The sequence below is a fragment of the Flavobacterium saccharophilum genome (assembly GCF_900142735.1).
GTDB lineage: Bacteria > Bacteroidota > Bacteroidia > Flavobacteriales > Flavobacteriaceae > Flavobacterium > Flavobacterium saccharophilum.
Genome location: NZ_FRBY01000003.1, coordinates 394,013 through 407,626, shown reverse-complemented (window position 1 = coordinate 407,626; position 13,614 = coordinate 394,013). Strand labels below are relative to the sequence as shown.

At 32.8% G+C, this 13,614-nt stretch carries 14 protein-coding genes; 4 read left to right on the top strand and 10 right to left on the bottom strand.

What is annotated here, in order from left to right; all coding sequences use genetic code 11:
• Nucleotides 1-42: 42 nt before the first annotated feature.
• Entirely contained in the window at nucleotides 43-387 is a 345-nt protein-coding gene (locus BUA98_RS11775) for an arsenate reductase family protein (RefSeq protein WP_072972717.1), read from the bottom strand.
• Between the two features lie 112 nt (nucleotides 388-499).
• Between BUA98_RS11775 and BUA98_RS11770 the strand changes: the two genes are divergently transcribed.
• Entirely contained in the window at nucleotides 500-1,432 is a 933-nt protein-coding gene (locus tag BUA98_RS11770) for a CPBP family intramembrane glutamic endopeptidase (protein ID WP_072972716.1), read from the top strand.
• A 6-nt stretch (nucleotides 1,433-1,438) separates the two neighbouring features.
• Nucleotides 1,439-2,479 (top strand): AMP-binding protein, encoded by a 1,041-nt coding sequence (locus BUA98_RS11765; protein WP_072972714.1) that lies wholly within the window; start codon nucleotides 1,439-1,441, stop codon nucleotides 2,477-2,479.
• A 173-nt stretch (nucleotides 2,480-2,652) separates the two neighbouring features.
• On the opposite strand, the gene BUA98_RS11760 is transcribed toward BUA98_RS11765, so the two are convergent.
• The 3 genes from BUA98_RS11760 to BUA98_RS11750 all read right to left on the bottom strand — a co-directional run bounded on the left by BUA98_RS11760 (nucleotide 2,653) and on the right by BUA98_RS11750 (nucleotide 7,435).
• A complete protein-coding gene (locus tag BUA98_RS11760) occupies nucleotides 2,653-3,867 on the bottom strand; it encodes an RsmB/NOP family class I SAM-dependent RNA methyltransferase (protein WP_072972712.1) in 1,215 nt (404 codons plus the stop codon).
• A gap of 148 nt (nucleotides 3,868-4,015) precedes the next feature.
• Nucleotides 4,016-5,989, bottom strand: a complete 1,974-nt coding sequence (locus BUA98_RS11755; protein ID WP_072972711.1) for a KUP/HAK/KT family potassium transporter — start codon at nucleotides 5,987-5,989, stop codon at nucleotides 4,016-4,018.
• 129 nt (nucleotides 5,990-6,118) lie between these two features.
• On the bottom strand, nucleotides 6,119-7,435 hold the full coding sequence (locus BUA98_RS11750) for a hypothetical protein (protein ID WP_072972709.1): 1,317 nt from the start codon (nucleotides 7,433-7,435) through the stop codon (nucleotides 6,119-6,121).
• 120 nt (nucleotides 7,436-7,555) lie between these two features.
• On the opposite strand from BUA98_RS11750, the gene BUA98_RS11745 reads away from it, so the two are divergent.
• Entirely contained in the window at nucleotides 7,556-8,617 is a 1,062-nt protein-coding gene (locus BUA98_RS11745) for a sialidase family protein (protein ID WP_072972707.1), read from the top strand.
• An 86-nt stretch (nucleotides 8,618-8,703) separates the two neighbouring features.
• Here the strand turns inward: BUA98_RS11745 and BUA98_RS11740 are convergent, their stop codons facing one another.
• The 5 genes from BUA98_RS11740 to BUA98_RS22530 all read right to left on the bottom strand — a co-directional run bounded on the left by BUA98_RS11740 (nucleotide 8,704) and on the right by BUA98_RS22530 (nucleotide 11,794).
• A complete protein-coding gene (locus BUA98_RS11740) occupies nucleotides 8,704-9,159 on the bottom strand; it encodes a sensor of ECF-type sigma factor (protein WP_072972706.1) in 456 nt (151 codons plus the stop codon).
• Between the two features lie 17 nt (nucleotides 9,160-9,176).
• A complete protein-coding gene (locus tag BUA98_RS11735) occupies nucleotides 9,177-9,593 on the bottom strand; it encodes a hypothetical protein (RefSeq protein ID WP_072972704.1) in 417 nt (138 codons plus the stop codon).
• Between the two features lie 33 nt (nucleotides 9,594-9,626).
• On the bottom strand, nucleotides 9,627-10,169 hold the full coding sequence (locus BUA98_RS11730) for an RNA polymerase sigma factor (protein WP_072972702.1): 543 nt from the start codon (nucleotides 10,167-10,169) through the stop codon (nucleotides 9,627-9,629).
• Nucleotides 10,170-10,269: 100 nt separating this feature from the next.
• Nucleotides 10,270-11,409 carry an SRPBCC family protein gene (locus BUA98_RS11725; protein WP_072972701.1) on the bottom strand — a complete coding sequence of 380 codons (1,140 nt, stop codon included), beginning with the start codon at nucleotides 11,407-11,409 and terminating at the stop codon, nucleotides 10,270-10,272.
• Between the two features lie 196 nt (nucleotides 11,410-11,605).
• Nucleotides 11,606-11,794 (bottom strand): hypothetical protein, encoded by a 189-nt coding sequence (locus BUA98_RS22530; RefSeq protein ID WP_072972699.1) that lies wholly within the window; start codon nucleotides 11,792-11,794, stop codon nucleotides 11,606-11,608.
• Nucleotides 11,795-11,886: 92 nt separating this feature from the next.
• On the opposite strand from BUA98_RS22530, the gene BUA98_RS11715 reads away from it, so the two are divergent.
• On the top strand, nucleotides 11,887-12,267 hold the full coding sequence (locus tag BUA98_RS11715; RefSeq protein WP_072972698.1) for a pyrophosphohydrolase domain-containing protein: 381 nt from the start codon (nucleotides 11,887-11,889) through the stop codon (nucleotides 12,265-12,267).
• Between the two features lie 145 nt (nucleotides 12,268-12,412).
• On the opposite strand, the gene BUA98_RS11710 is transcribed toward BUA98_RS11715, so the two are convergent.
• Nucleotides 12,413-13,483 carry a branched-chain amino acid aminotransferase gene (locus BUA98_RS11710; RefSeq protein ID WP_072972696.1) on the bottom strand — a complete coding sequence of 357 codons (1,071 nt, stop codon included), beginning with the start codon at nucleotides 13,481-13,483 and terminating at the stop codon, nucleotides 12,413-12,415.
• Nucleotides 13,484-13,614: the final 131 nt, after the last annotated feature.

Here is a 13,614-nt window from a genome sequence, read left to right as displayed (position 1 = left end):
AAGAGTAAAATCACAAAAAAATGTTAATTCGATATTTTATATTCAATCTAAAAAAGAGGCCACCAGATCTAAGTCTCTACCGATAATAGCTTTCCCATCTTTAATTACTATAGGACGTTCAATCAAAATGGGATTGTCAACCATCGATTGAATGATTTCGTCATTACTCAATGTTTTCCCTTTGTAATTTTCAATCCAGATTTTTTCTTTAGTTCTGACTAATTGAAGTGGCTCAAGATCTAATTTTTGCAATAAAACTTTTAAATCACCAAATGTTGGAGTCTCTGTTAAGTAGGGAATAATTTCATATTCCTGATTAGCTTGGTCCATAAAAGCAAGGCAGGTTCTTGATTTTCCGCAACGTGGATTATGATAAATTTGTATCATTTTGTTATATTTAGATTGTTGTAAGAATAGTTAATGCAAAAAAAGGTATTTTAGCAACACCAAAAATAAGATTTACTTATTAAATTGAATCCTCATTTTTAAATTTTAAACTATGTTTTTAGAACAGGGAATTAAACCGCAAAATAAATTTTGGCTCTATCTCATCGGGTCCGTTTTAATCATTATAGCATCTTTTATAGGGCAAATTCCTTTTTCTGCAGCGATTTTGTATTCCAGTTTTGTAAACAAAAAAGCTTTTCCTACAGACAATGAGGGGGCTATGAGTATTTTCGACCCAAATCTAACTTTGTTTCTGGTTATGATTTCTTTTGCTTTTGCCTTTGCGGGAATTTACTTTGTTGTAAAATACTTGCATAATCAAACACTTTTATCTGTAACAACATCGCGTAAAAAGGTAGACTGGAATCGTGTTGTATTTTCATTTGTGTTATGGGCTGTATTTTCAGCTTTAAGTTTTTTTGCACTTTATATGAAATCGCCTGAGAATTTTGTCTGGAATTTTAAATTGGTGCCTTTCTTAATTTTAATAGTAGTAGGTACCATATTTATTCCGATACAAACGAGTACTGAAGAGTATGTTTTTAGAGGGTATTTGATGCAGGGATTTGCTAATCTGGCTCACAATAAATGGTTTCCACTTCTCATGACTTCGCTGATTTTTGGGTCAATGCATTTTTTTAATCCTGAAGTAGCAAAAATGGGCTACGTTATAATGATTTATTATATTGGAACAGGATTGTTTTTAGGAATTATCACATTAATGGATGAAGGAATGGAGCTGGCCTTAGGTTTTCATGCTGCTAATAATTTAGTTGGAGCCTTACTGGTTACTTCAGATTGGTCAGTGTTTCAGACCTATTCTATTTTTAAAGACATGTCAGAGCCGTCAGCCGGATATGATGTTATTCTGCCGATATTTGTCGTTTACCCAATTTTGCTGTTTATTTTTGCTAAAAGGTATAAATGGAGTAATTGGAAAGAGAAATTAACCGGGAAAATTAGTATCTTAGAATCATCAAACTAAATACTTATGTTAGAGTTAACACACAAAAATGTTCACAATCATTTTAGAATAAATGGATACCATTTAAACGCAACTGATTTGTGCAGGGTGGCTTATGATTATATAAAAGAAGGTGATTCAAATGAACAGGCGATAGGCGAATTTTTACTGGATTGGTTCGATCATAAAGACTATATCGAAATGAGAACTTCGGGGACAACCGGACTTCCGAAGACAGTAAAATTAGAGAAACAAGCTATGATTCAATCAGCCTTGGCTACTGGAGATTTTTTTGAATTAGAACCTCGTAATAAAGCTTTACTTTGCCTGCCGGTAAAATTTGTTGCCGGTAAAATGATGCTGGTTCGAAGCTTAATTTTAGGCCTCGATTTAGATGTCGTAACGCCAAGTACAGAACCGTTAGCCTTAAATGAAACCAAATATGACTTTGTTGCAATGGTACCTTTACAAGTTCAAAATTCGATTGAAGAATTGGTAAATGTAAAAAAGTTAATCATTGGAGGAGCAAAATTAGATTCGGCACTTGAAGCTAAATTATTGCCTTTGAAAACGGAGATTTACGAAACCTATGGTATGACTGAGACGATTACTCATATTGCTGCTAAAAAATTAGGGGAAAGTGTTTTTACTGTTTTGCCAAATGTAAAAATAGCACAGGATGATCGTGGTTGTCTGGTAATTACCGTTCCGTCAATTTCTGATGAGCCGATTGTTACTAATGACTTAGTTGAAATAATAAGAGAAAATCAATTTATTTTTTTAGGAAGAATTGATAATGTGATTAATAGTGGAGGAGTGAAGCTGATTCCCGAACAAATAGAAGCAAAGCTGATTGAAAAATTAGATTCCAGATTTTTTGTGACCGGAATACCTGATGTTACTTTGGGAGAAAAATTAATTTTGGTTATTGAAGGGGAAAAACAAGATTTTGCTGCTGATTTTTTTGATGTTTTAGATAAGTACGAAAAACCAAAAGAAATAGTTTTTGTTCCGAAATTCAAGGAAAATGAAAACGGAAAATTACTAAGAAAGCCAAGCTTACTTTAATAGAAATTCCAATTAAAAAAATCCAAATTCCAATTTTGGTATAGTCCCTACGGGGCAGATAATCACTTCAGGTATTTTATAATCCTAAGAAACAAAAAAATCCAAATCCCAATTATAAAGTTGGAATTTGGAATTTTTTTATTGGAATATAATCCCAAAGTTGGAATTTAATTTTAAGCTTTACGTTCTAACAATGCCATATAAAATCCATCAAAACCAGACTCAGAAGCCAAAATTTTACGATCTTTTATGAATGTAAATTGTTTTCCGATTTCAGTTTTTAAGAATTTTTCCACTTGTTCCTGATTCTCTGATGGCAATACTGAACAAGTTGCGTAAACTAATTTACCGCCTGGCTTTACAATTTTAGAATAACTTTCTAAAACTTCACTTTGAACTTTACGGATATTATCAATAAATTCAGGTTGTAATTTCCATTTGGCGTCAGGGTTTCTTTTTAAAACTCCTAAACCGCTACATGGTGCATCAATTAAAACGCGATCTGCTTTTTCGTGTAATTTTTTGATCACCTTTGTAGTGTCAATAATACGATATTCAATATTAAAAGCGCCATTTCTTTTAGCTCTTAATTTCAATTGTTTCAATTTGCTTTCGTACAAATCCATTGCAATCAATTGTCCTTTATTTTCCATTAAAGAAGCAATATGCAATGTTTTTCCTCCGGCTCCGGCACAAGTGTCAACCACACGCATTCCGGGCTTTACATCAAGGAAACCTGCAACCAATTGTGAGTTAGCATCCTGAACTTCAAAAAGCCCTTGTTTAAAAGCATCTGTTAAAAATACATTGGCTCTTTCTTTTAAAACCAAAGCTTCAGGCTGATCTTTTAAATATTCTGTTTCAATATTTAAATCCATCAAGGTATTTCTTAAGCTTTCTTTAGTTCCTTTAAGCGTGTTCGTTCTTAAAATTACTTTTGCTGGTTGGTTTTGAGCTGCAATCTCTTTAGACCAAACTGCTTCGCCAAGTTCTTTTACACCCAATTCATCCATCCAGTCCGGAATAGATTCTTTAAGTGCTCTGGTTTTTGAAAGTTCGTCAAAACGGCCTTTTATTTTTCTTTCAGGAGTTCCTTCCAATTGTCTCCAATCCGGAATAGGGTATCCTCTCAAAACTGCCCAAACAGCAAACATTCTCCATAAATTGTCTCTGTCAAAAGGTTCTTTAACTTCTGCAATTTCTGCGTATAATCTTTTCCAACGAACAATTTCGTATATCGTTTCAGCAACAAACTTCCTGTCAGAACTTCCCCAACGTTTGTCTTTTTTTAATGCTCTTGCTACCACTTTATCTGCATATTCTCCTTCATTGAAGATAGCATTTAAAGAATCGATGGTAGTATAAACTAAATTTCTGTGTAATCTCATTTTAATTATTTGAGTTGCAAAGGTACTATTAATTGATTGAAAGTTAAATTTTTAATTTTGATTGTTATTTTTCAACTTTCAGTAAAAGAAGAAAAACACTCTGATAAAGTTTAAAAGAGTGTTTTTCGGCGTTATTTTATAAATGATTTTATTTTATAATTCGGGTCAATCCGATGTTTTCCGGAGCGTGAAGCACCATTGGGAATTTCTCGATTTTCACAGAACTACTATCTAAACCAAAAGCTCTTTCTTCAGACAAACTCAATTTCTTAATAAAGAAATAAGAGTTCATGATAATGTTTTCGTGCCATCTTAAATCGTTGTCATTGGATAAAAATTTCTCAGACAATACAAATTTAAAGTCACCAATAATATTGTTTTTGTTTAATGATTCGTAACGGCTGGTGATATCAACTTCTCCACGTTTTACCATGTCACGAATTACTTCTCTAAACATCAAATTGATTTTGGTTGGTTCTCTAAAACCTAAGTTAAAGTCAATTCTGTAAATATCGTCTTTCGCTATTTCAGTAACTTTATATTGTGTTTTATAAGGTTCAGTCAAAATGTTTACGTGTACGAACCAATAGATATCAGCTCTTTTTGGACGTTTTTGTAAAATAGAGTAAATCACTTTTTCCTCCAATTCATCAACACGATTCGCATTAGTCATATATACTAAATGCGTTGCATATTTAGGGATTGAAAGATCTTCGCTCAACTCCATTAAAACTTTCTTATAATCATCGATTTTGATGATTTTAGTGTAGCTTTTATTAATTTTCTTAGCCAAATACCAAATCGTCATGATCGAAATAAGCATTATTGCAATGATTAAAGTCACATAACCACCTTCGGCAAATTTGGTAATATTAGCAAAAAGGAAACTGAATTCAATTAATAAATAAATCGTGATTAGTGGCACCATAAAATATAGTTTCACACGTTTCATGATTAAGTAGTAATTCAGCAAAATTGTAGTCATGATCATACATAAAATAATGGCAAGACCATAAGCATGTTCCATATTTCCTGATTCCTGAAAGTGCAATACAATACCCACGCAACCAAAAAATAACAACCAGTTAATTGATGGAATATACAATTGTCCTTTTACTTCAGTTGGATATTTGATTTTTACTTTCGGCCAGAAATTCAAACGCATTGCTTCATTTATCAATGTAAATGAACCACTAATAAGTGCCTGAGATGCAATTACAGCCGCTAATGTAGCTACTACAATTCCGAATGGCAAAAACCAGTGCGGCATAATAAGATAGAAAGGATTTCCGTTTTCTCCGCCTAATTGTTGTAATGTATTTCCTTCATGGTGAATTAAGTAAGCTGCCTGACCAAAATAATTTAAAACCAAAGTTGTTTTTACAAAGATCCAGCTAATTCTGATATTTTTTCGTCCACAATGTCCCATATCTGAATACAATGCTTCAGCTCCTGTAGTACATAAAAATACAAATCCTAAAACGAAGAAACCATCAGGATGTATAGATAGCAAATGGTAAGCATAATATGGATTAATAGCTTTTATAACCTCTGGATGATCTAAAATTTGAATAGCTCCCAACGTACCTAACATCGCGAACCAAATTAACATCATAGGAGCGAAAAACTTACCAACTAGTTTAGTTCCAAATTGTTGTATGGTAAAAAGTATGAATAGAATTCCAATTACAATATAGACAATAGTTGAAGTTTCCATTGTTGGATAGAATGCCCTGATTCCTTCTACAGCAGAGGAAATCGAAATGGGTGGGGTAATAATTCCATCGGCAAGCAATGCACTTCCTCCAATAATGGCGGGCACGATGAGCCACTGAATTTTGGTTTTTTTAACTAAGGCATACAAAGCAAAAATACCGCCTTCACCATGATTATCTGCACTTAAGGTGATAAGTACATATTTTATAGTGGTTTGTAATGTCAGTGTCCAAAAGACACAAGAGATACCTCCTAAAACGATGTCCGCATTGATGATATGATCGCCTAATATGGCTTTCATTACATACAATGGAGATGTACCAATATCTCCATAAATAATTCCTAATGTGATCAATAAACCCCCAATAGACAACTTACTGTGTAAGTTTTTATGCGCTGCGCTCATGTATATTTTTATAAAAGACGGTTGCAAATTTACTGTTTTAAAATAAATTAGCGTCAATTAATAGTAAAAATAAAAAAAAGCACAATTAAACAATTGTGCTTTTAGTTTTTATTGAAACCTGGCTTAAGATTATATTCTTCTACCGTTACCTCTTGAACCACCAGAGTTGTTCTCTTTTTGTGAATTACCTCCTCCTCTTGATTCCTGACTTACTCTCGGAGCTTCAGATCTTTGAGGACTTTGAGTAGTTTGTGGTCTTGCAGTACTAGCTCTGTTTTCAGTGTAGTTTCTTGGAGCTTCTGCTCTTGGAGACGAAGCTGCTCTGTTTGTATTCATTCTTTTTTCTGAATTTCCTCTTGAGTTATTCGTATTATAGTCTGAGTTTCTAGGTGCTTCGGTTCTTGGAGTTGCAGCTGTTCTGTTTGTATTCATTCTTTTTTCAGAATTCCCTCTTGAATTATTGTTTTCAGAATAATCACGTCTTGGTTCAGTAGTTCTCTGTGTATTTTCAACTCTTGTAGGTGTACTTACTTTGTTTTCGTTATCTCTTGATGAAACACGATTTGAGTTGTAGTTTTTGTCAGAATTACCTCTGTTTTGAGTATTGTCTCTGCTTATGTTTCTGGTGTTGTTATCAGAAACTCTATTTGTATTAGATCTGTTACTGTTGTAAACATTAGAATTTCTGCTAGATTCTCTGCTTGCAACACGTCTTTGATCTAACTCATATCTATTACTAACATTCGAATGTCTTTGCGCAAAACTATTGTTCGGACGCATTTTTTCATATCCGTAAGTACGTCTTGATTCGTATAAAGCAGGAGCTCTGTAACTCCTTCTGGTGTTTACATAATTGTAATGGTTGTTTACATTAATACAAACATTGATGTTATTTCTGTATCTGTAGATTGGATAAGGTCTCCATGCAGAATAATAAGTAGGATAATAACCCCAGGTCCAGGTAGAAATATAAGGTCTGTAGTTTGTTATCCAAAATGAGGTATAAATTACCGGAACAACACTGTAAACAGGCTCATAAATATAGTTGGCTCCGTATAAGTAGCTGTTTCCAACAACCTGTACATTTACCTGATTGTAATTATCTCTTTCTACATCAATTGTAGCAATATCCTGATACACATCACGATCAAGAGCCGCCTGGATGATTACGACGTGCGTTCTGGCTTCTACAGATTCGATTACACGAAGATAATCAACCTGATCGTCTCCATTTAAATCAAGATTTGATATTTGATATTTTGGATCATTTAAACGTCTTTCGAAATCCTGTAGATTAGCTGATTCTCCAAAAATGGAGGCAACCGCTCTTAAATCTAAATTATCGCTGATATCTGAATTTTTCGCATATACTGTGGTTTGGCTTTGTGCAGAACAAGAGCTAAGACCTATTGCTAAGAACACTAAAAAAAGTACTTTGGCTTTCATGGCAAATCATATTAAGATTAATATTCAGGGATATCCAATTACTGTGCCAGAAAAAAAAACAAAAGCTATTTTATATGTTATAAATAATTGTATTTTAGCAACACCTAAATCTCTACCTATATGAAGAAAGTATTATTGTTTTGTTGCGCTTTTGTTTTATTCGTGTCCTTTAAAACATTGAATAAGAAAGATAAAAAGCTGTTTATTAATGGTTTTACATCGATGCAGGTGGATACTTTATTTCAGGATAAGATTAGTATTAGAGCCATTTCTATTGATAAAAATAAAATTTGGTATGGCGGAGATAATTCACGTTTTGGTTATTATGATTTAGAAAAAAAAGAAAAATTTGAAGAGCATATTTATCGCGATACTTTGAAGCTAGAATTTAGAAGTATTGCCCAAACTTCAAAAAATATTTTTTTATTAAGTGTGGGAAATCCTGCACTTCTTTATCAGGTTTCTAAAAAAGACCATAAAGTGAAATTAGTTTATAAAGAAATTAATACTAAAGTTTTTTACGATAGTATGCAATTTTGGAATGATAAAGAAGGGATTGCAATAGGAGATCCTACTGAAGATACTTTTTCTATTATTGTTACTCGCGACGGAGGGGAATCCTGGACAAAATTATTGTCGGATAAACTACCGACTAATGCTCAGGGTGAAGCAGCTTTTGCAGCCAGTAATACCAATATAGTAATAAACGGTGATGAAACCTGGCTGGTTTCAGGGGGTAAAAAAGCACGTGTTTTTTATTCTCCTGATAAAGGTAAAACATGGAAAGTAACTGAAACTCCTATTGTTCAGGGAAAAACAATGACAGGAATTTTTACTGCTGATTTTTACGACTCTAAACACGGATTTATTGCCGGTGGTGACTATGATCTTCCAAACAAAAAATCTGGAAATAAAGCTTTTACCGCAGATGGTGGAAAAACCTGGCAGTTAATAGGTCAGGATATGGGATTTGGGTACGCTTCATGCGTGCAGTATGTTCCCGGAGGAAATGGTAAAGAGATTGTTTGTGTTGGTTCTGAAGGAATTCAATATTCTCAAAATGGTGGCGAAAACTGGACACAATTATCCACTGATACAAAACTTTTTACAATTCGTTTTGTTAATCGAAATACTGCAATTGCTGCAGGTCATAATAAGGTGGTAAGACTGCGCTTTAAATAGAAAACAAGATAATTTAAAAATAATAAGCCCCCTAAATAATAAAGTAAGTATTATTATATAGGGGGCTTATCGCTGTTGTTGCTTTTTTATTTTCCAGCCTTATCGCGATATTGTTTTAGCAATTTTCGGTTAAAATCATCTTCTGATTTTTTAAGCTTTAATATCTTTTTTGCTGAAAGTATCTTTTTAAGATTTGACATGTATTTTTCACGCAAGAGATAAAGTTCTTTGTCTGTGCTTTCTATTTGAGATAGAAGAGTTGCAGCCTCTTTTTCTGAAATCGAATTAATCTTGTCATCATCTAGTTTACGCAGATAAGTTTTCATTTTCTCATGACGCAATTCATATTGCTTGTCATCAAAAGCATTATAAATAGGCCAGAATTTTTCTGCTTCTGTAGAAGTAAGCTCAAGTTCTGTTGTTAAAAATGATACTTTATAGGCTTTAATTTTCTCGCGTTTTTCATCTACTTTTTCATTTTGTGCATAAAATGAGAAACTGATTAAGAACATCAATAGCGGTAGTATGTTTTTAATTTTCATCTTTTTAAGTTTTTGTTTTATTCTGAAATTAAGTTTTCAATATTAGGATTGGAAGACAAAATATCTTCTAATGTTTCTTGTTCAAGTGCTACACCTTTATTTAGTTTGTCAATATCTTTTGTATCAAGTTCTTTCATTAAATCATATTGATTTAAATTGGATTGATACGATAAATAAGTTTCTAATGTCGCTTCATCAAGCTCTTTTGATGTTGCATTGTAATTGTTTACTACAGGAATCATAAGAGTTACTACAACTGCAGCAGCAGCCACTAGTGAAAGTACTTTTTTACGTTTGTAAATCGGAATTACTTTTACTTCTTTTTTGTCGTTTATTTGCTGTAAAACTTTTGCCGATAAAGTATCAAAATAATGATCCGGAGTTTTAAATCCGGTTTGTATTTTCGGTTCGTTTTCTAATTTAAATGCTTTCATAATGTCTATAAGATAGGTTTAGTTACAAAAGGTTTAATTTGACGTAACATATAATTCAATTTTTTTTACTGCATGATGATAAGAAGCTTTCAATGCACCCACTGACGTTCCTAAAATTTCTGCAATCTCTTCGTATTTTAATTCTTCAAAATACTTCATTTTAAAGACTAATTGTTGTTTTTCTGGTAAGGTAACAATTGCTTTTTGGAGTTTAATCTGAATTTCATCTCCGTCAAAATAAGTATCAGCTTTTAAATTGTCTATGGCTTTATTCTGTAAAGCTTCAGATGTTATTCCGTTTAGCTTTGCTTTTTGGTTTAAGAAAGTCAAGGCTTCATTTGTTGCAATGCGATATATCCAGGAAAAAAGTTTACTTTCTCCCTTGAAGCTTTTTAGGTACTGAAACACTTTTACAAAAGTATTTTGTAAAACATCATCAGTGTCATCATGATTCAAAACAATGTTTCGAATATGATTGTACAAGGGTTTTTGATAATCTGACAAGAGTTTTTGAAACGCAATATTTTGCGTTTTAGGATCTAATAATTGTGCTATAAATTCCTTCTCGTTTGTCAAGCTTTAACCTTTATCTTGTTACAACATATAAAGTTAGGAATTTTAACCTTATAATAATTAGAATGAATTTTTGGCAAAAGGTTTAATACCTTTATTTTTTTTAGAATTCTGAATCTTCTTCTTCAGCTGTTTTTGGTGCAGCCGGAGCAGGAGTTGCTGGTTTTGCAGTTTGTGTTTCTGTCTGAGGCTGATAAACAGGAACTTTTGCAACCGGAATTACTTTAGGTTTTGTTGGGAAATAGATTTCTGTCATTAGTTTTGATGGGCTTTTTGTGTCCAATTTGCTAATAGTTAAGATCTCAAGGTGTGACCAGCTTAAATCCGGAACAATTTTTTCATTATTGATAAAAGCAGTTGTTTTGGCAATTGCTTCATTTATGTGGGTATAATCTCCTTTTAGAGTTGTTTTTACAGCTTCAAATCCATTTAGCGTTCCTGCCGTAATATCGCTTCCTGCGCTTGTTGAGATCTCTTTGTTTATAGGTAAACATATTGAGATTTTTGCCAATCCACTTGCCGTGTCATAAGTATGATAAATGATAAAAGGTTTTCCGTTAGTAGCTAAACCATTTGTTTCGCTGAATTCGATCAGTTTCGGAATTACGATTCGGGCATTTTTGTTTACCTTCAGAATTTCACTTGTGAAAGTCTGTTTGATGTAAGGTGTCTCGATTTTTTTAACTACTCCATTAACTTTTATAGCATAAGTTCTGGTTTCATAATCCAGATTTTTATCGATGTTTGCCAGACTTTTTTCAGAAATGGTTCCAATGATGTTATCTGAACCACCATTTAAGGCAGTGTAAATTTTAAATAAGAAACTCATAGTTCCTTTGGCTTTCCAGGTTACTTTTGTTTTACCTGCCAAAGTATCTTTAAATGTCCAGTTGATATCTGCTGCTGTACCGTCAAAATTCATTTTTTGCTGAATACTTTCTCCTTCTTTTGTTTTAAGAGTTATCGCATTTCCTTTTCCATCAGAACCTTCCCAGTAAAACGAAGCCCCATTACCAGCTGTTTTGTTAGGAAAAGTCATTCTCATTGTAGGATCTTCTACTGACCAGGATTCAAAATCTTCGTAATTTCTAAAATCGTTTACGTAGTTATAAACAGTCGCGCGGGGAGAGTTGATGACTTTGCTTCTTTCTACAGAAAAAATCCCTTTTTGTGTAGCAACAAAAACGGTTAGCGCAACTAAGCTTAATAACGATAAAAGAAATAAATATTTTAAAATCTTCATTGGTGGTAGGTTGTTTGGTGTCGTAAAGTTATAAATTTTATTACTAGTCGCACTATAGCAGAAAAAAAATAAAAGTATACTTTTTAAATTGTTGTTTCTAGTTAAAATTAACTTTAAGCAGAACGATTTTGGTGAAGTTTAATTGCGAAACTTCGGCATTTATTTTATATTTTTAAATATAGAAATAATTACTGAATTACCTTTTAAAAAAGAATTTGATAACAAATAGTATCGCAATAAAAAGTAGAAAAACGATTAAGACTTTGTAATTTCCTTTGTAAAAAATCTTGTGTAATGCAAGATCTTTTCGATAAGCAAATATCATTACGATTACAAAGGCGATGAAAAAACATACTGCGAATATTAATTGTCCCTGACTAAACATAGTTTAAATAATTTTTGACAAATTTAGAGAATTGTATATGAATAGTTGCTAATTTGGCTTTTCATTTCATTAAAAAACAAATTTATCTACATATGAAAAAACAAATAGACGCAGTAAAGGAATTTCACGCTGCTTTTAAAATAGGACACAGCGAAACTCCGATTGCAGATGTGGGCGAAACCAAAAAATATCTTCGTTATAATTTAATGAAAGAAGAAAATGAAGAGTATCTTGATGCAGTGCAAAATAATGATTTGGTAGAAATTGCCGATGCCCTTGGCGATATGATGTATATTTTGTGCGGAACCATTATTGAACATGGTTTGCAGGATAAAATTGAAGCTGTTTTTGATGAAATTCAGCGTAGTAATATGAGTAAATTAGGTGAAGATGGTCAGCCAATTTATCGTGAAGACGGAAAAGTAATGAAAGGGCCAAATTATTTTAAACCTGATTTTTCGAAACTTTTATAACGAAGATTAACCGCAAAGAACGCTAGGTTTTTTTTCTTGAGTTCCTTTACAAACACAAAGTTCGGAAAGCTTTGTGTTATTTTTGTGAAAAAATAAAACCCGACAACTAAAGCTGTCGGGTTTTTGTATTTAATATCCTTTTTAATTACTGAACTTTAACAGTCCAGCCAAAAGTATCTTCAGAAAGCTTGTTTTGAAGACTTGTTAGTTTTTCTTTTAAAAGAGAAGCATAAGAATTTTCAATTGGAGTCATTTCATAGTAAACATCCTGATAAGAGAATCCTTTGATTACGCTAATTACGGCAGCAGTTCCGGCTCCAAAAATTTCTTTTAAAGATCCGTTTTTAGCAGCTTCTACTAATTCTGATACAAGAACTGGACGAACTTCTACATTTAATCCTTCTTTTTCAGCCATAGCAATCAAACTTTTTCTGGTAATACCATCTAAAATTCTTTCGCTTGTTGGAGCAGTCATTAAGGTATCGTTAATTCTGAAGAAAACGTTCATTGTTCCCGCTTCTTCTAATTTAGTATGTGTTGCATCATCGGTCCAGATTACCTGTTGGAAACCATCTTTGTTAGCCAAATTAGTTGGGTAAAACTGTGCAGCATAATTTCCAGCCGCTTTTGCAGCTCCAATTCCACCATTTGCAGCTCTACTATAGTGTTCAGCAATAATTACTTTCACTTCACCTCCATAATATGATTTTGCAGGAGAAAGTAAAATCATGAATTTATATTCGTCAGACGGATTTGCAATAACTCCAGGTCCTGTAGCAATCATAAAAGGACGGATGTACATACTTGCTCCGTTTCCTCTTTGAATCCATTCCTGATCGATTTTTAATAATTCATTTAAACCATCCATAAAAATAGCTTCCGGAACTTCTGGCATTGCCATACGTACAGCAGAATTATTGAAACGTTTGTAGTTTTCATCAGGTCTGAACAACCAAACATCATTATTTTCATCTTTATAAGCTTTCATTCCTTCAAAAATAGCCTGACCGTAATGAAAGACTTTTGAAGAAGGGTCCATTAAAATAGGAGCGTACGGCTTAATGACAGGATTTTGCCATTCTCCATTTTTAAAATCACATTCGAATAAATGGTCTGTGAAAACAGCACCAAAGCTTAAGTTTTCAAAGTCTACCGCGCTTATTTTTGACGACGTAGCTTTTCTGATTTCAATTTTGCTTGTTTGAGTTGTACTCATAATAATATATGTTTTATGTAATTTTCATCTCCAGAGAAAGGCTCCTAACGTGATGATTTGGTGTAAAATAGGTTTTATTAAATGCAAAATTAAGTAAAAATATATAAATTACTTGCTAAAACTGTATTAAT